Here is a 20,286-nt window from a genome sequence, read left to right as displayed (position 1 = left end):
TCGGGATCGGGAAAACAGTGGTGACTGCACGGTAGCTGGCGCCGGTCAGCACCGCGATGGGGAGAGGTCACCGCGGACGCGCCCCGGCAGCCGCTCCTTGAGAACTCCTTTAGAATCGGCGAAGGGCCGGTATCGGGACCACGAGGAAGGGAGCCGGTGTGGGCGCGCTGTTCAGCCTGGACCACGTGGGGGCGCAGGTCGTCGCGATGACGGCCACCTTCCTCCTGTGCCTGACACTGGGCGCCGAACGTCACCTGCGCCACAAGGACGCCGGGGTCAAGACGCACGTCCTGGTGGGGCTGGGCTCGTGCCTGTTCACCCTCGTGTCCGCCTACGGCTTCGCCCCGATCACCGGATCCGACGTCTCCGTGGACCCCAGCCGTGTGGCCGCGCAGATCGTCTCCGGTATCGGCTTCCTGGGCGCCGGGGTCATCTTCGTCAACAACGACACCGTCCGCGGCCTGACCACCGCCGCCACCGTCTGGCTCAGTGCCGCTATCGGCATGGCCTGCGGGGCGGGCATGATCCCCCTGGCGGCCACTGCCGTCGCGCTCGACTACGTCGTCGTCCTCCTGCTGGGTCCCCTCACCTCACGGCTGCAGCGGCGCCACGGTGAGGTGACCGTACGGATCGACTACGAGGTCGGCCGCGCCATCATGCCCGAGATCCTCCAGGCCGCCACGGCCTCCGGTTTCACCGCCACCCTGGAGGAGACCGAGATGATTCGTGGCGAGCACGGGCGCACCATGAACGCCGTCATGCGCTTCCACGGGCAACGGCCCGCCGCCCACCTCATCGAGGCCCTCTCCGGGCTCGACGGCGTCGACGGCGTCGAGCGTCTTGAGGGCGGCCGGCTCGACTGAGCCCGACAGCGGGCCCCTCCAACTCCAGTCCTACTCCAGGGCCCGGATGATGGCCTCGACCGTGTCCTTGGCGTCGCCGAAGAGCATCGAGGTGTTCTCCCGGAAGAAGAGCGGGTTGTCCACCCCGGCGTAGCCGGTGGCCATGGACCGCTTGAAGACGATGACCCGCCCGGCCTCCCACACGTGCAGCACCGGCATGCCCGCGATCGGCGAGCCCGGCTCCTGGGCGGCGGGGTTCACGGTGTCGTTGGCCCCGATAATGAGGACGACGTCGACGTCGTCGAAGGAGTCATTGACCTCGTCCATCTCCAGGACGATGTCGTAGGGGACCTTCGCCTCGGCCAGCAGCACGTTCATGTGCCCGGGCAGGCGGCCCGCCACCGGGTGGATGCCGAAGGTGACCTCCACGCCCTCCGAGCGCAGCATCTCGGTGAGGGTGGCCACCGGGTACTGGGCCTGGGCGACGGCCATCCCGTAGCCGGGGGTGATGACCACACGGCGGGAGGACTGCAGCAGGTGGGCCACCTGGGCGGCGTCGGTCTCATCCACTGTTCCCTCGTGCCGGGCCCCGCTCGTGGCCGCGGAGGTCGAGTCGGTGCCGTAGCCGCCCAGCAGCACCGAGAGGAAGGAGCGGTTCATGGCCTGGCACATGAGGTAGGACAGGTACGCCCCCGAGGAGCCCACCAGGGCGCCGGTGATGATGAGCAGGTCGTTGTCCACCATGAAGCCGGTGAAGGCCGAGGCCCACCCCGAGTAGGAGTTCATGATCGAGACGACCACCGGCATGTCCCCGCCGCCGATCGCCAGGACCAGGTGGGCGCCCAGAACCAGGGAGATGACGATCATCGCCGCGAGGAAGGCCAAGCCCGCGACGGAGCCGGCCGGCACGCTCATGAAGCCCACCATGAGGAGCAGAGACACGATGAGCGCCCCCAGGTTCAGCAGGTTGCGGCCCGGCAGCGTCAGCGGACGCCCCGGCACCCGGCCGGAGAGCTTGAGGGCCGCCAGGACCGAGCCGGTGAAGGTCACCCCTCCGACGAATACGCCCAGGAAGACCTCGCCCAGGTGGAAGGCCCCCAGCGAGGCGGACAGCGCGTCGGGGGAGACGTAGGAGTTGTAGCCCACCAGGACGGCCGCCAGCCCCACGAGCCCGTTGAGCACGGCGATGAGCTGGGGCATCCCGGTCATGGCCACGCGCCTGGCCACCACCAGTCCGATGACCGAGCCCAGGGCCAGCCCCATGGCGATGAGCAGCAGGGTCGGCAGCACGCCCCGTGCCGGGCGACTGCTCAGGGCCAGGCCGATCGCGGCGAGCACCGCCACCCCCATGCCGACGGCGCCCGCCACGTTGCCGGCCACCGCCGTCTCATGGCGGGACAGGCCGGCGGCGGCCAGGATGAATAGGATCGCGGCGGCGATATAGGCCAGGACCACCGGTGAGGGCAGCGACGGCACGGCGGCCGTCAGCAGCTCCGACGACGATACCGGGGCCAGGGTCACCATCTGAGTCATCATCTCCTCCTCACCTCAGTCCTTCGTGAACATGGCGAGCATGCGGTGAGTGACCGCGAACCCGCCGACGATGTTGATCGTGGCCAGGACCACCGCGATCAGGCTGATGGCGCTGATGAACGGGTGGGGGTTGCCGACCTGCGAGATCGCCCCGACCAGGATGATCCCCGAGATCGCGTTGGTCACCGACATCAGCGGCGTGTGCAGGGCGGGAGTCACGTTGGAGATCACGTGGAAGCCCAGAATCACCGAGAGCATGAGCACGATGTAGTGGCTCGTGGCCGCCGGCGGCGTCACCAGGACCAGGGCGGCGGCCACCAGGCACGCCGCGGCCAGTCCCAGCCACTGCCGGGAGCGCGAGCGCGCCTGCGCGGCCCGGGCGGCCTCGCGGGCCGCCTCCTGGGAGGCAGCGTCGTCGGCCGCCTCCGTTGGGCGCCCCGGCCCCTGGGCGGCCGAGACCTGGATCGGGGGCGGGGGCCACATCAGCTCGCCGTCGTGGGTCACCGTGATGGCCCGGACCACCTCGTCATCCAGGTCCAGAGCGAGGGCCCCGTCCTTGGCGGGGGTGAGCAGGCCCAGCAGGTTGACGATGTTGCGCCCGTAGAGCTGGGAGGCCTGCGCGGGCAGCATCCCGGCCAGGTCCGTGTGCCCGACGATGGTCACGCCGCCCGCGGTGGTGACCACCTCACCGGGCACCGTCAGCTCGGTGTTGCCGCCGGTGGCCGCCGCCATGTCGATGATGACCGATCCCGGGCGCATGGCCTCGATCGCGGCGCGGTCCAGGAGCACCGGCGCGCGGCGGCCCGGGATCGCGGCGGTCGTGATGACGACGTCGGACTCGGCGGCCTGGCGGGCGTAGAGCGCGTTGGCCGCAGCCGCCTGATCGGCGTCCATCTCCTTGGCGTAGCCGTCGGAGGAGACCTCCTGAGCGCTGGGCAGCGGCACGAACTGCGCCCCCATGGAGCGCACCTGGTCGGCGACCTCGGGGCGCACGTCGGAGCCGCGCACCTGCGCGCCCAGGGAGCAGGCGGTCCCGATCGCCGACAGCCCCGCGACGCCCGCACCGATGACGTAGACGGATGCCGGCGGGAACTTCCCCGCAGCGGTCACCTGCCCGCTGAACAGCCGGCCCAGGTGCGAGGCCGCCTCGATGACGGCCCGGTATCCGGCAAGATTCGCCTGCGAGGAGAGCACGTCCAGGGACTGCGCCCGAGACACCCTCGGGACCACGTCCAGGGCCAGGCAGGTGATGCCCCGCTCCCGCAGCGCCTCAAGGAGCTCGGGCCGGCGCGCCGGGTCCAGGCGGCAGATGAGGACCGCGCCCCGGTTCATGAGGGCCAGGTGCTCCTCGGCCGGGGCCGAGGCACTCACCACGACCTCGCAGCCCCAGACCCGGGCGCCACCGGCGAGCTCGGCCCCGGCGGCGGCGTAGGCGTCGTCGGGGAACTGCGCCCCCTCACCGGCGCCGCGCTCGACCAGGACCTCGTAGCCCAGGCGGATCATCCGCTCCACCGTCTGCGGGGTCGCGGCCGCGCGTGGCTGATCCGCCGGTTCGCGGGGAACTCCGATACGCATAGTGCCTCCTTGCACGATACGGATGCCGTCGTCGGCACCTCACAAGAAACTATCGGCAAGATAGAAGGTCATGCGGGCTCGGGCAAGGGACTGTTGGTGCCTCGTCGGCAGGAGAGCCGGTGCGATGAGCGCCGAAGGACGGTCGAGGGACGGGTGAGGCGCCGCGCTCGACCAGTACCGGAGCAGTGTCGGTTCAGGGCCGGTTCAGGGCCGGCCTCAGGGGCGGGCCATGTCCCAGCAGCGGGCGCCGCCGGTCATACCGGCCTCGTTGGGGACCACGACGACGTCGTCGCCGATCTTGCCCAGCTGGGCCGCCGTGATCCGGCGCGAGTTGCCGCCGCCCAGGTAGAGGCGGTCCCACAGGTACATGGGGCGCAGGGCGTCGACGACGCGGCGCACCCGGCGCGACCAGTGGGCGTCGCCCAGGCGCAGGCGCTCGTGCTCGCCGATGTAGTCGTCATAGGTCAGGCCCCAGCGCACCGGCCCCTGGGAGACCTCCACGTGCGGGGCCAGGACGCCGTTGTCGAAGACGGCGTTGCCCAGGCCCGTCCCCAGGGTCACGATCATCTCCAGGCCGTGGCCCGTGACGACCCCGGCCCCGGCGACCTCGGCGTCGTTGAGGACCAGGGAGGGGATGCCCAGCGCCCGGGAGATCCCGGCGCCCATGTCGAAGCGCGCCCAGGCCTCCACCAGCTCGGGCAGCACCTTGGAGCGCGGACCGTCCTTGGTGATGTAGTGCGGCGTGGCGATAACGACCCCGTGACGGAGCATGCCCGGCATCCCCACCGTCACCCGGTCCGCGCCCGGCAGCTGGGAGGCCAGGGAGGTAATGGTCTCCACCAGCTTCGTCGGCGGCAGGGGGTAGGGGGTCGGGGTGCGCACGGCGCGGGAGATGATGTTGCCCTCGGCGTCAAGCACCGAGGCCTTGATACCGCCGCCGCCGCAGTCCACGGACAGAGTCGTTGTGCTCACGGCTGCGAGCCTAGTGGAAGCACTGGGCTGTTGGGGTGACGAGCTGAGAGCTGGGCGGCATGGATGCTCGAAGGCGTGGCGGGGCTGGCGGGAGCGCCGCGAGGAACGAGCGGCGCGGATGGTAGCCGAGAGCGTCTATGCCGCCCAGGTCGTCACTGCCTGCCACGTCATACGCAACCAGTGCGGTTCAATGGGGCCATGCCACGCATTCGCCTCGACCTGGCCTACGACGGCACCTTCTTCTCCGGGTGGGCCGCCCAGCCCGGGCTGCGCACCGTCGAGGGGGTGCTGACCGACGCCCTGGCCACCGTCCTGCGAGAGCCCGTCCGCCTCACGGTGGCCGGCCGCACCGACGCCGGCGTCCACGCCGCCGCCCAGGTGGTCCACGTCGATGCGAGCCCCGAGGCCTGGGCCGCGCTGCCCGGGCGCTCCGGGCGCAGCCCCGAGGCGTCCCTGCTCACCCGGCTCGCCGGCGTCCTGGCACGTGAGGCCCAGGAGAGCCTCCCGCGCACCCCGCGCGGGGCCGGTGACGTCGTCGTCACCGGAGCACGCATCGTGCCGGAGGCCTTTGACGCCCGCTTCGGTGCGCTCAGCCGCCGCTACGCCTACCGGATCGCCGACGCCGCCTCCCCGCGCGATCCCGCCCGGCGCGCCACCGTCCTGTGGCTGGTGGACCGGCTCGACGTCGAGGCGATGGCCGCCTCGGCCGCGCCCCTGCTGGGCGAGCACGACTTCCTGTCCTACTGCAAGCCGCGCGAGGGCGCCACGACCATCCGCACCCTGCGCGCCCTCGACTGGCGACGAGCCACCACGGGACCGGATGCCGGGCTCGTCGTCCTGTCCGTCGTCGCCGACGCCTTCTGCCACTCCATGGTCCGCTCCCTGGTGGGGGCCGGGCTCGCCGTCGGACAGGGGCGCAAGCCCGTCATCTGGCCCGGCGAGCTCCTGGCGGCCCGTACTCGCGACGGCGCCGCCCCCGTCGCCCCGCCGCACGGTCTGACCCTGGAGGAGGTCACCTATCCCAACGATGACGAGCTCGCCGCCCAGGTCGAGCGCGCCCGCGCCACCCGCCGTCTGACCTGCTGACCGGGCTCCGCCGATGCCCCGCCGAGGCGCGTGGTGCGATTCACGGAACTGCGAAGGCGCACCTTTTGACCCTCCCGCAGGGCGCCCGGTACTGTTGGCAATCGTCGTGCAGCACGCGTGTGCGTGTCCGCGGTGCCGTCCCACTCGCCCCGGATCGCCTGTGCTCCGACCACTCACCTGACCATGGTGGTCTCGCCGAACCGCGAATGCTTCACCGCGCTTCGGCGTGCCCACTCGCCAAGAGAAACGAAGGCAACGCCCGTGCGCACGTATACACCGAAGCCCGGCGACGTCGAGAAGAACTGGTACGTCATTGACGCCACCGACGTCGTCCTGGGTCGACTCGCGGCCCAGGCCGCCACCCTGCTCCGTGGGAAGCACAAGCCCCAGTTCGCGCCCAACGAGGACTGCGGCGACTACGTCGTCATCATCAACGCCGACAAGGTGGCCCTCACCAACGGCAAGGCCGACAGGAAGTTCGCCTACCGCCACTCCGGCCACCCGGGCGGCCTGACCGCCGTCTCCTACCGCGAGCTGCTGGCCACCCGCCCCGAGCGCGCCGTCGAGAAGGCCATCAAGGGCATGGTTCCTCACACCAAGCTCGGTCGCGCTCAGCTCAAGAAGCTCAAGGTCTACGCAGGTGCCGAGCACCCGCACGCCTCCCAGAACCCGAAGCCGTTCGAGATCACCCAGGTCGCCCAGTAAGCGCTCCAGCGCTCGGCACCCCGCGACAAGCAAAGGACACATCGTGGCTGAGACCACTGTCGACATCGACGCGCTGGACGAGGAGAACGCCCCCTCCAGCTACACCACCGAGACCGAGGAGTCCGCTCCGGGTCGCGGCCAGTCCATCACCGCCCCCGGCTCCGGCCTGGGCCGCCGCAAGGAGGCCGTCGCCCGCGTGCGCCTCGTGCCCGGCACCGGCCAGTGGACGCTCAACGGCCGCTCCCTGGAGGACTACTTCCCCAACAAGCTGCACCAGCAGCTCGTGCGCGCCCCCTTCACCGTCCTGGACCTCGAGGGCCGCTTCGACGTCGTCGCCCGTATCAACGGCGGTGGCGTCTCCGGTCAGGCCGGCGCCCTGCGCCTGGGCATCGCCCGCGCCCTCAACGAGATCGACCGCGAGGCCAACCGCGCCACCCTCAAGAAGGCCGGTTTCCTCACCCGCGACTCGCGCATCGTGGAGCGCAAGAAGGCCGGTCTGCACAAGGCCCGCCGTGCCCCCCAGTACTCCAAGCGCTGATCCGGCACGGTACCGGCCCCTCCGGCCGGAACCGCTCGACCGTTCACCTACGACGGCGGCCGTCCCCTCACCGGGGCGGCCGCCGTCGCCATCCGTCAGGGGTGGCCGTGATCGGTTCCGACGTCGCCGTACCGGCCGGTCTCCGCCACCGGTGGTTGAGATTGCAGGAGAGAGCCGTGCCCAAGGGGCTCCGGAGGACATCAGACCTTGCTCGTGCTCCGGCCGTCATGCCCCCACACCGGGCGGCCCGTGGCAGGATGGTGCTGTTTCGTCACCCCTCAGGAGGATTTCCATGGCTCGTCTCTTCGGAACCGACGGCGTACGCGGCCTGGCCAACGACCTGCTCACGCCCACCCTGGCCGTACAGCTCGGTGAGGCCGCGGCCCGTGTCCTGACCAAGGACACCCCCGCCACCCGGCGCTCGCGCAGCGTCCGCCCCCGCGCCATCGTGGGGCGTGACACCCGCGCCTCCGGAGAGTTCCTCGACCACGCCATCAGCGCGGGCCTGGCCTCCTCCGGAGTCGACGTCACCCGCGTGGGCGTCCTGCCCACCCCGGCGATCGCCCACCTGACGGCCACGCAGGACATCGAGCTGGGCGTCATGATCTCCGCCTCCCACAACCCCTTCCCCGACAACGGCATCAAGTTCATCGCCCGCGGCGGCTACAAGCTCGCCGACGCCGTCGAGGACGAGATCGAGGCCCTCCTGGGCAAGGTCAACGGCCGGCCCACCGGCTCCGACGTCGGACGCGTCATCAAGGGCGAGACCGTCGCCGACCAGAACTACATCAACCACCTCGTCGACTCCGCCGCCACCGACCTGTCCGGGCTGCGCATCGTCGTCGACGCCTCCAACGGCGCCGCCTCCGTCGTCGGCCCCGCCGCGCTGCGCGCCTCAGGCGCCGAGGTCATCGTCATCAACGCCTCCCCGGACGGCCTCAACATCAACGACAACTGCGGCTCCACCCACCCCGAGCAGCTGCAGAACTACGTCAAGGCCGTCGGCGCGGACATGGGCGTGGCCTACGACGGCGACGCCGACCGCTGCCTGGCCGTGGACGCCGACGGACAGCTCGTCGACGGCGACCAGATCATGGGGATGCTCGCCATCGGCATGAAGGCCGACGGCACCCTCGGCTCCGACACGCTCGTCGTCACCGTCATGAGCAACCTCGGCCTCATCCTGGCGATGCGCGAGCACGGCATCCGCACCGTCCAGACCGGCGTGGGCGACCGCTACGTGCTCGAGCGCATGCTCCAGGGCGGCTACACCCTGGGCGGCGAGCAGTCCGGCCACGTCATCGACACCCTCCACGCCACCACTGGTGACGGCGTGCTCACCTCGCTGCGCGTGGCCGCGCGCGTCAAGCGCAGCGGCAAGACCCTGGCCGAGCTCGCCAGCGTCGTCACCCGCCTGCCCCAGACGCTCATCAACGTCAAGAACGTCGACAAGGCGGCCGCCAGCACCAACCAGTCCGTGCAGGACGCGGTGGCCTCCGCGGAGAAGGAGCTGGGTGAGACCGGACGCGTCCTACTGCGGCCCTCGGGCACCGAGCCGCTCGTGCGCGTCATGGTCGAGGCCTCCACCCAGGAGGAGGCCGACCGCGTGGCCCGCTCCCTGGCCGACACCGTCAAGAGCAACCTCAGTCTGTGAGCTGAGGACGGACCCCTCTCCGGAGCCGGCTGCGGACACAGCCACCAGCCAGGTGGCGAGTTCTGCAGCCGGCCCTCGATCGTCGAGGCCATCGGCCCGGCCGCGATGGGGGAGGATGGCCCCGTGACGGCCTCCCACCTCTTGTCTCTCCTGACGGATCCGCCGACCTGGCGCGGCAGGGCCCTGAGCGGGCGGACCCTCGACCTGCTCGCCGTCCTTGCTGGCGGCCAGGACTCCCGGATGAGCGACGGCGCCCTCATCGGGGCCCTGTGGCCCGATGACGCCCCCGCCCGGCCCCTGCGGGCCCTGCACGTCGTCGTCTCCCGGGCGCGGACGGCGGTGGGGGAGGGCGTCGTCGAGCGCACCGGCGACGGGTACCGGCTGGCGCTGCCCATGGCGCAGGTCGACGCCCTCGACCTGGCCGATCGGGCGCACCGGGCCCGCACCTGCGCCACCGAGGGCCAGTGGGACCAGGTCCTGGATCTCACCGGCGCCCTGCCCCGGGTGCCCGCTCCCGATGAGGCCGACGTCGCCGGATCAGAAGCATCCCCCGTCACCGTCCTGCGGGCGCGCGCCGTCACCCAGGCCGAAGCGGCCGAACATGACCGGGCCCTGGCCCTGGAGTCCACCGGCGAGCACGAGCGGGCCGCGGACCTGCTACGCGAGGCCGCCCGGCGCGACCCCGGCGACGAGGCCGTCCTGGCCGCCCTCATGCGTGCCGAGTCCTGGGCGCGCTCGCCCGCCGCCGCCCTGGAGATCTACGAGGAGCACCGCCGCCGCCTGCGCGAGCAGGGAGCCGTGCCCGGTCCGGCCATGCGTGCCGCCCACGAGGCCGTCCTGGCCGCAGAGAGCCCCGTGCGCCGCGGCCTGGAGCCCGCGCCCGAGCACTTCCTGGGGCGTGAGGCGGATGTGACCGGCGTCCTCAAGGCCCTGAGCGCCCACCGGCTGGTGACGCTCACCGGGTCGGGAGGAGTCGGCAAGACCACCCTGGCCCAGGTGGTCGCGGCCCGCAGCCGCCGCCCCGCCGTCTACGTCGCCCACCTGGCCGAGGTCGCACCCGGCGCCGATCTGACCAGGGTCCTGCTCGACGCCGTCGGGAACCCTCCGGCGGCCGATGGCGACCCGCGCAGCTCCCTGGCCGCCGCCCTCGCCCTACCCGGAACCGTCCTTGTCCTGGACAACTGCGAGCACCTGGCCGACGAGGTCGCCGACCTCGTCGGACCACTGCTGGCCGCCTGCCCCGACCTGCGGGTCCTGGCCACCTCGCGCCGTCCCCTCGAGCTGGGGGCGGAGCATGTCCACCGCCTCGCACCGCTGGATACGGCCTCGGCGGCCGAGCTCTTCCGCGCCCGCGCCCTGGCGGCCCGTCCCGAGCAGGTCATCGACGACGAGGACCTGGACGACCTTCTCGGCCGGCTCGACGGCATCCCCCTGGCCATCGAGCTGGCCGCCGCGCGCACCCGCAGCCTGTCAGCGCGTCAGATCGCCGAGCGGCTTCCCGACCGGCCCGAGCTGCTCACCGGGGCTCGGGACGCCCCCGCCCGTCAACGCACCCTGAGAGCGGTCATCGAGTGGTCCTGGAACCTTCTCGATAGCGCAGAGCGCCGGGCCATGGCACATCTGGCGCTGCTCGCCGACGGCTTCACCCTTGCCGCCGCGGAGGCGCTCATCGGCGCTGACGGCGCCGATGCTCTTGACGCCCTGGTCGCCCACTCCCTGCTCGCGGTGCGCGACCGCGGTCTGCCCCGCTTCCACATGCTCGTCACCGTCCGAGACTTCGCCCTGGAGCAGCTGTCCGTCTCCGGGGACGAGACGACGGCCAGGAGGGCCTTGCACGAATGGGTGGTCGACCTGTGCTCCCAGATCCGCTTCCCCATCGACGCCGGCGACTTCGGCGCTGCCGACCACCCTCAGGCCCACTGGCACGATCGTGTCTTCCAGCAGGTCACCGACAACGAGGCGGTCATCGTCCAGGAGCTCGACCGGCTCCTGGCGCAGGCCGACGTCAAGGAACCGGACCGTCTGCCCGGCGAGCTGCGCGACGCGATCTGCCTCATCGGCGCCGCACTCATGCGGCTGTGGAGCGTCACCTGGAGCTACGAGCGCATCGCGGACTACGGCTCGCGCCTCATCCGACCCGCCGCCCAGCCGGCCCTGGACCCGCGTGGCAACGAGGCGGGGCTCGCCGTCCTGGCCCTGTGCGTCACCCTGTTCGGGCTCCTGAGCCACATGCCCACACAGGTCCGCTCCCTGCTGTCGGCCTCCTTCGACGGCGAGGGGCCCCTCAGCCGGGTGCGGCGCTTCCTGCGCGCCGGAGACGAGCAGTGGCCAGAGCTGGCCCGCGACGCCGACCCCTGGGTCGCCTGGGCCGCGACCCGCTGCCTGGCGGCCCAGCAGGAGGACGACGGTGACCCCGGCGCCTCCCTGGAGACCATCGAGACCCTTCTGGACCGGCTGCACGGCAACGACCTGGCCGGTATCCACCTGCTCGAGCTGCACCTCCACCGCCTGCAGGTACTCATGTCCCTGGGACGCTACGGCCAGGTCGTCGAGGCGTGCACGTGCGCCCAGGTGCTCCTGGAGAGGATCCTGCCGAGCTGGAGCGGGTTCTTCCGCACCACCCTGCGGCTGGAGGCCGCCTACTGCGCGGTCTGCCTCGATCCCAGGCCGCAGACGGCGGACAGGCTGCTGGAGAGCCTGGATCCCGTCGACCTGCCGGGAACCATGCGCTTCATCGCCCGTTCCGTGCGCGGAGAGCTGGAGCTCACCCGCGGGCGCGTGCGCACCGCCGCCCTCACCCAGCGCATGAGCCTGCGCTACGCCGGGCACTGGCGCTCCATCCTGGGGGCCGGGTCGCAGTGGGAGCTCTACATCCTGAGCATGTGCCTGATCACCGACATCGAGCTCAGCCCCGACGACGCCGTCGAGCTCGACGCCGGGGCCATCCGCGCCCGGGCGGTTCGGCTGCTGCGCGACATCCTGTCCGACCCCGCCCCACGCCAGCGCGACATCCCCACCGTCATGGCCTTCGCCGCGGCCGTCGGCCTGTCAGCCGCAGCCGCCGCGCCGGCGGGCTCCCCGCAGCGGGCCGCAGGAGCCGAGCTGGTCGCCACGGCACTGGCCGTGGGCACCAACCAGACCTGCCGCCTGCTCTCCCACGACTACCTGCGCACCCGCACCGAGCGGCTCGACGCCCGGGCGCTGGCCGAGGCCGAGGACCGGATACGGCCCCTGGACCGCGGTCGGCTGGTCGCGCACGCGGCCGGCCTCGCCCGCCGTATGGCGAGCGAGACCGGCTGGAGCCGCTGACCGTTCGGCCGCCGTGGCGGGCAACCGAACGTCGCACTCAGGCGTTTCGCCGCTGGTAGCGGACAATCGTCAGCGGGGCCATGACCGCCAGCACCAGCAGCGAGCCGAGGATGGCCGTGCGCACGTCCCCGGACGATCCCGCCGTCCCGTCCAGCAGGTAGCGGCAGCCGTCGACGATGTGCGAGACCGGGTTGTGACGCGCGAAGGCCTTGAGCCAGCCCGGCAGCGTCGCGGTGGGCACCATGGCGTTGGACAGGAAGGTCAGCGGGAACAGGACGATGACCGTGAAGGAGGTGACCGCCTGGGCCGAGGAGAAGACCGTCCCCAGGAACAGGAAGGTCCAGGCGATCGCCCAGGCGCAGCCCGCCGCCAGGGCGATGGCGCCGAGTGTCCCTGACCAGCCGTTCTCAGGCCGGTAGCCCAGGACGTAGCCGGTCAGCACCGTCAGCGACGTGCAGATGAGATAACGCAGCACATCGGAGACCATCGGCCCCAGGACCGGTGCGATCCGGGACATCGGCATGGTGCGGAAGCGGTCGAAGACTCCCTTGTCCATGTCCTCGCGCAGGTCCACGCCCACGCTCTGGCTCGTGGTCAGGGCGTTGATGATGATGAGACCCGGAACGATCGTGGGCAGGTAGGCCTTGACGTCCCCGGCGATCGCACCGCCGAAGAGCTCGCCGAACATGACGGTGAACATGACCGGCTGGATGAGGATGTCGTAGAACTCGCCAGGGTTGCGCACCATGGCGATGAGGGAGCGCCAGGCCATGGCGAGCGTGTCCGGGACCAGTCGCGCCTCACTGAATCGAGAGCCCTTGGAGGACAGGGCGGAGGACGGGGCGGATCCGTTCGGCAGGGCGGTTGCGGTTGCTGCGGGGGAGGTCATGACTGCTCCTCGACGTCGTCGGGACGGATGGTTGCGGGGGAGGAGGCCGACGGCTCGGCGGAGGGAATGGGCGGGGCGTCGGTCTCCTGCCTGGGGTGGCCGGTCAGGGCCATGAAGACCGAGTCCATGCTGGGGCGGTCCACCGAGACGGTCCTGGGGGACAGTCCGGCGTCGCGCAGGGCCACGAGCACCTCGGTGGCCACAGACGCCTCGGTCAGCGGCGTCTGCAGACGCGCGCCCTGGATACCCCGGTCGGTCACCGCCGGGGCGTGACCGGTGACCCGCTCGATGACCTCGGCGGTGGCCGCCTGGTCCTCGGGTACGGACGGGGTCAGGATGAGCGAGCTGCTGCCCACCCGGTCCTTGAGCTCATCGGGCGTGCCCTCGGCGATGAGCCGCCCGGCGTCGATGATGCCGACCCGGTGGGCCAGGCGGTCGGCCTCCTCCAGGTACTGGGTGGTCAGCAGGATCGTGGAGCCGCCCTTCACCAGGGAGCGGATGACGTCCCACATCTGCTCACGCGTGCGCGGGTCCAATCCGGTGGTGGGCTCGTCCAGGAAGACGAGCGGGGGCTGGGCGATGAGGGAGACGGCCAGGTCCAGTCGACGCCGCATCCCACCGGAGTAGCTGTTCACCCGCTTACCGCCCGCCTCGGTCAGGCTGAAGGCGGCCAGCAGCTCGTCGGCCCGCTCACGCGCCCGCCGTCGGCCAAGGCCCAGCAGGCGCCCGAAGAGCCGCAGGTTCTCCACCCCGGTGAGCATCTCGTCGACGCTGGCGTACTGGCCCGTCACCCCGATGAGGCTGCGCACGGCGTGGCGCTCGCGGACGACGTCGCGGCCCAGGACCATCGCCCGGCCGCGGGTGGGCGCCAGCAGGGTGGTGATCATGCGCAGCGCCGTGGACTTGCCGGCGCCGTTGGGGCCGAGCAGGCCGTAGACGATGCCGGCGGGAATCTCCAGATTCAGGGAATCGACGGCGGTGAAGGAGCCGAAGTCGCGCGTCAGTCCGTCGGTCCTGATGGCCGGGGGCTCGTTGGGTGAGGGCGATTCGGTCGCTGTTGGTGTGGTCATGCCGCCAAGGCTGGATCTGCACGGTTTCAGCACGGCTTCACCGAGATGGAGCCGAGTTTCACGCCGTCTCGTCCGACGACGGCGTCGAGCCGAACGGCAGAAGCTACGATCCTCATGAATCACTCCAGAGCACCCCCAGGAGTCCCGATGAGATCGTTCTCGTTGCGAGCGTGGTCATGATGGCCGCCCTTCTCCATGACAAGGTTTACGGCTACGGGGCTCGTTCGTGTCGTCTTGGCGGGTATTGGAGAAACGCCGTCGATAACCACTGGCGCCCTTATCTGACCAGGGAGATGAGCGAGCTGCGGGCGTGTGGCATCGGTGAAGACGAGTGGCAGATGCTCCTGGCCGAGGTCCACCAGCTACTCCAGGATGCAGAGGCTGGTCGTCTCAACTTCGACACCACCTACACCAAGGGCGTCGTCTGCAAGGCTCGAAGTGCGCATGACGTGCTCGAGGCCCGCCTGGAGCTGACCGTCGACCTCGACGGAGAGCGACGTTACATGCGCCTGTACTTCAGTGAGCCGGACGACGAGGACCGCCTGCTGCTCTCGCTCAGCTTCCGCCACAAGCGAGGCGGAATGATCGGACTGGAGGAGCAGGACGGGCACATCGCTGAGGCGCAGGAGCGTTTCGAGTCCTGGTCGCGGTCGCGGCGGATGAGGTGATGTGAGATGTGACGAAGCGCCCTTCACATGCCTGAACCAGAGGCTAATATGTCGTCACCGATATATCCCACGAGGTGGTGAGAACACATGGACATCTACGAGCTTCTTGGTGAGGATCCGGATGCCCCTGGTTACAGGCATGCACGCAGCCTGGTCTCTGCCGATCGCGCGTTGATCCGTGACCTCGTTGCCGTGCGCGAGCGCAGCGGTATGACTCAGGCTGACGTTGCTCACGCCATGGGTACCAGCCAGGCCTCCGTCTCCCGGTTCGAGTCGGGTCACGCAGACGCCCACCTGTCCACGGTACGGCGTTACGCCAAGGCCGTGGGAGCAGTCATCCGCCATGAGGTGGTTCCTGTCGACGGACATGAAGTTCGTCTTGCCACCCGCAACGCCGGCATGTCCGACTACAGGTGGAACTCGTCCTCGACGGAGGCGGCACGACGAGTGTCCACGGGCAAGCTGGTGGGAGCATGACGGCCAGGTCGAACCCTGACGAGGTGAAAGATCAGAGTCTCCCACTACGATCGACCACCGTCCTCCAGCTCCAGACCGTCCGTGTCATCTGTCAGCCGCAGGACATGGAGGAGGACTTCGTTCAGTGGCGAATCAGCCCGGTTGAAGTACAGATGGCGCCGGAGGAGACCGCTCCGATCCACGCCCTCGTCGGTGACCTCGCCGTCGGCGCCGGCGAGTGGTTCGTCGGCGCTACCGCCAGCATCGTGTTCGCTGCTTCCGATGACGAAGCGGATGAGACCGCGATGCGAGAAGAGCTCAGTGCTGTCGCGCAGCAATACGGCCCCTGGGCCGCACGCCTCTTGTGGGATCATGTCTCGGCCGCTGCGCGCACAGCAGCGGCACTTTGTCATGGGAGCGTGGGGCGCATCGATATCCCCGGGGACATGCCGGATATCACTTATCCGTCTCCCGCTGGGCAGACCGGTCGTACCACGAACGATGAGTAGTGATGTGATGAGTGGGTGATCGCGCCAGGCGGTCGATCCTATCCGGCGAGGCACCCGTTTCGGGCGACGGTCTTTCAAGGCCTGGCGATGTCGGCAGTGCCGGAGCCACGGCGGGCGGCCTTGCCACGAACCGCCTCGTAGCTCTCGTAAAAGACGGGGGCGGGAATCCCTCCACCCCTGCCCTGCTCGTAGACAGTTCCGCAGACGAACAGCAGGTCGTCGGTGTTGCCGTGCAGCGTCATGATCCTGCGGGTGAGGAGATTCCTGGCGAACATGCGTCTCATGAGGGGTGCGGAAACGGCCGTCGGCAGCCTGTATGCCAGCAGCTCGCCGCGGTAACGGCTCAGATCGACGCCGCGCGACGCCACGATCCTGGACGTCTCTCGAATCGCCCTGACCGCTCGGGCGAGCATCCTGGTTGAACCCATGAGCTGTTCGGCCGAGCGCGTCGTGTCCTCGATATCGCCGTACATTCCCGCCACGGCGCCGACACCGGCATTGATCGCCATGTGCAACCAGATCCACTCGAGCATGTCGTAGGGGCGCTCCAGGCTGATGCCGCAGGAGGCGAACAACGCCTCCACCCGCTCATAACCGGGGAAGCGGGCCCTGTCGCGCCGCTCCAGCATGACGTGGTCGAAGACGCAGCAGTCGAGCCGGTTGCCCGTGATGCTCCCGCCCGCCACCGGGTACCCCCCGCCCGCCACCGGGTACCCCAGGATGACGTCGCGGCCGGCCAGTAGACCGTCGAGCTCCTCACGCTCTCCCCAGAAACCGCAGAACAGCAGAACGGGCCCCTCGATACCGCCCGCATCGAGGTCGGCCATCACCTCGGCGATCCTGCCCTGCGGCACTGAGACCACGATGAGGTCGTAACGGCTGCGTGCACGGTGGTGAACATGGTGGTGAACGCTGTAGCGGTCGTGGGACAACGAGCCCTTCGTATCGGTCCTGCCATCGAGGATCTCCACCTCGAGCGAGCTGATCCCGGACCTCGCGCTGCTGCTGCGAACCAGGTGCTCGACCCGGTGGCCGGCCTTCTGGAAGAGGTAGCCGTAGGTCGCTCCGATCACCCCCAGGCCGACGACGAGAATGCTCATAGAAGCCTTGGTGCTTGCCTGTGCTGTCATGGCCGCCAGCCTGCGGCCCTCCGGTTTCAGGCCGCCTTCGTACCGGCTTCAGGATCGGGCTGTTCGGGCCTGCGCAAGTCCCGCTCAGGCCTGTTCAGGACTTGCGCAGCAGGACCCGGCTCATGCGGTGCTCGGAGTCCTTGGTCAGGACCAGGGTGGCCCGGCCGCGGGTGGGGGCGATGTTCTCGCGCAGGTTGACCAGGTTGACGCTCTCCCAGATCTCGCCCGCCCCGGCCAGGGCGACGTCGTCGGGGATCTCGGCGAAGCGCCGGAAGTAGGATCCCGGCTGGGTGAAGGCCGTGTGCTTGAGGGTGAGGAAGCGGTCCAGGTACCAGCGGCGGATGTCGGCGGGGTCGGCGTCGACGTAGATCGAGAAGTCGATGAAGTCACTGACCGCCAGGGCCGAGGCTCCCGGCCGCGTTCCCCGCGGCGCGGGCTGGAGGACGTTGAGCCCCTCCAGGACGAGGATGTCGGGGCGCTCCACCGTCACGTGCCGGCCCGGGACGATGTCGTAGACCGTGTGGGAGTAGACGGGGGCCTGAACCCGCGCACTGCCGGACTTCACGGCCGCGACGAACTCCAGCAGCGCGCGGCGGTCGTAGGACTCGGGGAAGCCCTTGCGGGCCATGAGCCCGCGCTCCTCGAGGACCCGGTTGGGCAGGAGGAAGCCGTCGGTGGTCACCAGATCCACGCGGGGTGTGTCCGGAAAGCGGGAGAGCAGGTGGGCGATGAGACGCGCCGTCGTCGACTTGCCGACGGCGACCGATCCGGCCACCGCGACGACGAAGGGCGTGGACGGCTCGTCCACGCCCAGGAAGGCGCCGGTGCGGTGCGCGCGCTCACGCGAGGTGGCGATGTAGTCCTCCAGCAGCGCGGTCAGGGGACGGTAGACGGCGTCCACCTCGGCCAGGTCGATGGGGTCGCCCAGGCCCCGCAGCTTCTCGACGTCGGCCTGGGTCAGCGGCAGCGGTGCCGATGAGGCCAGCGCGGACCACTGGTCGCGGTCCAGCTGGATATAGGGCGAGGCGCCCGGGATGCCCAGGTCACTCGGGTCGCTCAGCTCGGAGGTCACCGACACAGTGTCGCAAAAAGAGGCGCTCGACGGACAATCCCGGCGGATCGAAGAGGACTCATTGGGATCTCATCGGGATCGCGTCGGGATCGCGTTGGGATCGCGTCGGGATCTCGGCGGGATATCCACTCGGATATCAACCGGGAGCTCGGGAAGGGACTCCAACAAGAGCGTCTGGGGCGTGCGGCGGCCCCTTCGGGATCACGCCGGCGTCACACCGAGATCACACCGACGTGGCCCTGCGCTCGTTGTCAACGTCGCGTCAGCATGATTCGATCGGAGCATGTGTGGAATTGTTGGGCACGTCGGCCCTCTGACTGATACTGGTTCCTCTCGTTCCCTTACTGTTCTGATGGACGGCCTGGGCCGTCTGGAGTACCGCGGCTACGACTCCGCCGGCGTCGCCCTGGTGGGCCCCTCCGGCCTGGACGTCGTCAAGGAGGCGGGCAAGCTCTCCGGCCTGCGCGCGCTCCTGGAGGCCACCCCACCGGCCCCCGCCACCGCCGGCATCGGCCACACCCGCTGGGCCACGCACGGCGGCCCGACGACGGTCAACGCCCACCCCCACCGCGCCGGTCACCTCGCCGTGGTCCACAACGGCATCATCGAGAACTTCCGCCCGCTGCGCGAGGAGGTCGAGGCCGCCGGCCGCGAGCTCCTCTCCGACACCGACACCGAGGTCGTCGCCCACATCCTGGACATCGACTTCACCGCCCGCCTGCGCCAGGATCCGGCCGCCGCCTCCGACCCGGACCGGGTCGCCGACCTCCTGGTCGCCTCGATGCAGGCCGTCACCGCGCGCCTCGAGGGCGCCTTCGCGCTGCTGGCCGTCACGGACCTGGCCCCCGCCGCCATCGTCGCCGCCCGCCGCTCCAGCCCCCTGGTCATCGGCCTGGGCGACGGCGAGAACTTCCTGGGCAGCGACGTGGCCGCCTTCGTCGCCTTCACCAAGAGGGCCGCCGAGGTCGACGACGACCAGGTCCTCCTCCTGACCGCCGACGCCGTGCGCGTCTGGGACAAGGACGGCAACGACGTCGAGCCCAAGACCTGGGAGGTCTCCTGGGACGCCTCGGCCGCCGTCAAGGGCGGCTATGACACCTTCATGGACAAGGAGATCCACGAGCAGCCCACCGCCGTGGCCGACACCCTGCGCGGCCGCGTCGACGAGCGCGGCGAGCTCCAGCTCGACGAGATGCGCATCGACCCCGCCGTCCTGCGCAGCGTCGACAAGATCATCGTCATCGCCTGCGGCACCGCCGCCTACGCCGGGCACGTCGCCAAGTACGCCATCGAGCACTGGTGCCGCATCCCCGTCGAGGTCGAGCTCGCCCACGAGTTCCGCTACCGCGACCCCGTCGTCAGCGAGAAGACCCTGACCGTCGCCATCTCCCAGTCCGGGGAGACCATGGACACCATCCAGGCCGTGCGCCACGCCCGCGAGCAGGGCAGCAAGGTCCTGGCCATCGTCAACACCTACGGCTCGACCATCGCCCGTGAGGCCGACGCCGTCCTTTACACCCACGCCGGCCCCGAGGTCGCGGTGGCCTCCACCAAGGCCTTCCTCGCCCAGATCACCGCCTGCTACCTGCTGGGCCTCTACCTGGCCCAGCTGCGCGGCAACAAGTGGCCCGACGAGGTCGCCGACTACCTGGACAACCTCGCCGCCATGCCGGACCGGATCCAGCACGTGCTGGACAGTCAGGAGGCCGGGGTGCGCGACCTGGGCGCCGAGCTGGCGGACAAGTCCTCCTTCCTGTTCCTGGGGCGCCACGTCGGCTTCCCCGTGGCGCTGGAGGGCGCTCTCAAGCTCAAGGAGCTCGCCTACGTCCACGCCGAGGGCTTCGCCGCCGGCGAGCTCAAGCATGGCCCGATCGCGCTCATCGAGGAGGGCCTGCCGGTCTTCGTCATCGTGCCCACCCCGCGCCGTCCCGTCCTGCACGACAAGGTCATCTCCAACATCCAGGAGATCCGGGCTCGCGGCGCGCGCACCATCGTCATCGCCGAGGAGGGCGACGCCGACGTCGAGCCCTTCGCCGACCACATCATCCGAGTGCCCGCCACCCCCACGATCCTGTGGCCGCTGCTGACCGTGGTGCCGCTGCAGGTCTTCGCCGCCGCTCTGGCCGGGGCCAAGGGCCTGGACATCGACCAGCCGCGCAACCTGGCCAAGTCCGTCACCGTCGAGTAGGACCGACGCCGACGCATCGACTCGGCCCTCAACGGCGCCGGGCCCCGCACGTGCGGGGCCCGGCGCCTACTGGGCTGGGTCACTGCGCTG

At 70.5% G+C, this 20,286-nt stretch carries 17 protein-coding genes; 10 read left to right on the top strand and 7 right to left on the bottom strand.

The features are described from left to right. Positions 1–158: 158 nt before the first annotated feature. Entirely contained in the window at positions 159–863 is a 705-nt protein-coding gene (locus tag HCR68_RS08470; RefSeq protein WP_167148572.1) for an MgtC/SapB family protein, read from the top strand. 30 nt (positions 864–893) lie between these two features. Here the strand turns inward: HCR68_RS08470 and HCR68_RS08465 are convergent, their stop codons facing one another. The 3 genes from HCR68_RS08465 to HCR68_RS08455 all read right to left on the bottom strand — a co-directional run bounded on the left by HCR68_RS08465 (position 894) and on the right by HCR68_RS08455 (position 4,922). Further along, positions 894–2,378 carry an NAD(P)(+) transhydrogenase (Re/Si-specific) subunit beta gene (locus HCR68_RS08465; RefSeq protein WP_167148570.1) on the bottom strand — a complete coding sequence of 495 codons (1,485 nt, stop codon included), beginning with the start codon at positions 2,376–2,378 and terminating at the stop codon, positions 894–896. A 12-nt stretch (positions 2,379–2,390) separates the two neighbouring features. Further along, positions 2,391–3,950 (bottom strand): Re/Si-specific NAD(P)(+) transhydrogenase subunit alpha, encoded by a 1,560-nt coding sequence (locus tag HCR68_RS08460; protein WP_167148568.1) that lies wholly within the window; start codon positions 3,948–3,950, stop codon positions 2,391–2,393. A gap of 216 nt (positions 3,951–4,166) precedes the next feature. Next, positions 4,167–4,922, bottom strand: a complete 756-nt coding sequence (locus tag HCR68_RS08455; protein ID WP_167148566.1) for an ROK family protein — start codon at positions 4,920–4,922, stop codon at positions 4,167–4,169. Between the two features lie 198 nt (positions 4,923–5,120). Here HCR68_RS08455 and truA point away from each other — a divergent pair, with 198 nt between their 5' ends. The 5 genes from truA to HCR68_RS08430 all read left to right on the top strand — a co-directional run bounded on the left by truA (position 5,121) and on the right by HCR68_RS08430 (position 12,214). Further along, positions 5,121–6,008: a tRNA pseudouridine(38-40) synthase TruA gene (truA, locus tag HCR68_RS08450; RefSeq protein WP_167148564.1), complete on the top strand. Its 888-nt coding sequence runs from the start codon at positions 5,121–5,123 to the stop codon at positions 6,006–6,008. 261 nt (positions 6,009–6,269) lie between these two features. Then, on the top strand, positions 6,270–6,713 hold the full coding sequence (rplM, locus tag HCR68_RS08445) for a 50S ribosomal protein L13 (protein WP_167148562.1): 444 nt from the start codon (positions 6,270–6,272) through the stop codon (positions 6,711–6,713). Positions 6,714–6,756: 43 nt separating this feature from the next. Further along, positions 6,757–7,251: a 30S ribosomal protein S9 gene (gene rpsI / locus HCR68_RS08440; RefSeq protein ID WP_003785165.1), complete on the top strand. Its 495-nt coding sequence runs from the start codon at positions 6,757–6,759 to the stop codon at positions 7,249–7,251. A 292-nt stretch (positions 7,252–7,543) separates the two neighbouring features. Further along, positions 7,544–8,905 carry a phosphoglucosamine mutase gene (gene glmM, locus HCR68_RS08435; protein WP_167148560.1) on the top strand — a complete coding sequence of 454 codons (1,362 nt, stop codon included), beginning with the start codon at positions 7,544–7,546 and terminating at the stop codon, positions 8,903–8,905. Positions 8,906–9,028: 123 nt separating this feature from the next. Beyond that, on the top strand, positions 9,029–12,214 hold the full coding sequence (locus tag HCR68_RS08430; RefSeq protein ID WP_243859016.1) for a BTAD domain-containing putative transcriptional regulator: 3,186 nt from the start codon (positions 9,029–9,031) through the stop codon (positions 12,212–12,214). A gap of 37 nt (positions 12,215–12,251) precedes the next feature. Here HCR68_RS08430 and HCR68_RS08425 read toward each other — a convergent pair whose 3' ends face one another. Both HCR68_RS08425 and HCR68_RS08420 read right to left on the bottom strand, forming a co-directional pair. Then, complete coding sequence (locus tag HCR68_RS08425; RefSeq protein WP_167148556.1) at positions 12,252–13,103, bottom strand: ABC transporter permease; 852 nt, start codon at positions 13,101–13,103, stop codon at positions 12,252–12,254. Further along, entirely contained in the window at positions 13,100–14,173 is a 1,074-nt protein-coding gene (locus tag HCR68_RS08420) for an ATP-binding cassette domain-containing protein (protein ID WP_167148554.1), read from the bottom strand. Before HCR68_RS08420 ends, HCR68_RS08425 begins: the two co-directional genes overlap by 4 nt. Positions 14,174–14,466: 293 nt before the next feature. Between HCR68_RS08420 and HCR68_RS08415 the strand changes: the two genes are divergently transcribed. The 3 genes from HCR68_RS08415 (at position 14,467) to HCR68_RS08405 (ending at position 15,806) form a co-directional block, all read left to right on the top strand. After that, positions 14,467–14,841 (top strand): hypothetical protein, encoded by a 375-nt coding sequence (locus HCR68_RS08415; RefSeq protein WP_243859015.1) that lies wholly within the window; start codon positions 14,467–14,469, stop codon positions 14,839–14,841. Positions 14,842–14,928: 87 nt separating this feature from the next. Beyond that, complete coding sequence (locus HCR68_RS08410; protein WP_167148552.1) at positions 14,929–15,318, top strand: helix-turn-helix transcriptional regulator; 390 nt, start codon at positions 14,929–14,931, stop codon at positions 15,316–15,318. Positions 15,319–15,422: 104 nt separating this feature from the next. Continuing rightward, on the top strand, positions 15,423–15,806 hold the full coding sequence (locus tag HCR68_RS08405) for a hypothetical protein (RefSeq protein WP_167148550.1): 384 nt from the start codon (positions 15,423–15,425) through the stop codon (positions 15,804–15,806). Between the two features lie 74 nt (positions 15,807–15,880). Here the strand turns inward: HCR68_RS08405 and HCR68_RS08400 are convergent, their stop codons facing one another. Further along, positions 15,881–16,936, bottom strand: coding sequence for a 2-dehydropantoate 2-reductase N-terminal domain-containing protein (locus tag HCR68_RS08400; RefSeq protein WP_243859013.1), 1,056 nt, complete (start codon positions 16,934–16,936; stop codon positions 15,881–15,883). A gap of 94 nt (positions 16,937–17,030) precedes the next feature. Next, positions 17,031–18,014, bottom strand: a complete 984-nt coding sequence (gene coaA, locus HCR68_RS08395; RefSeq protein ID WP_167148548.1) for a type I pantothenate kinase — start codon at positions 18,012–18,014, stop codon at positions 17,031–17,033. Positions 18,015–18,291: 277 nt separating this feature from the next. On the opposite strand from coaA, the gene glmS reads away from it, so the two are divergent. Then, on the top strand, positions 18,292–20,196 hold the full coding sequence (gene glmS / locus HCR68_RS08390) for a glutamine--fructose-6-phosphate transaminase (isomerizing) (RefSeq protein ID WP_167148546.1): 1,905 nt from the start codon (positions 18,292–18,294) through the stop codon (positions 20,194–20,196). Positions 20,197–20,286 lie beyond the last annotated feature (90 nt).

Origin of the sequence: Actinomyces sp. ZJ308, from assembly GCF_011752065.1 — a bacterium.
Lineage (GTDB): Bacteria > Actinomycetota > Actinomycetes > Actinomycetales > Actinomycetaceae > Actinomyces.
This window is presented reverse-complemented; position numbering and strand designations above follow the sequence as displayed.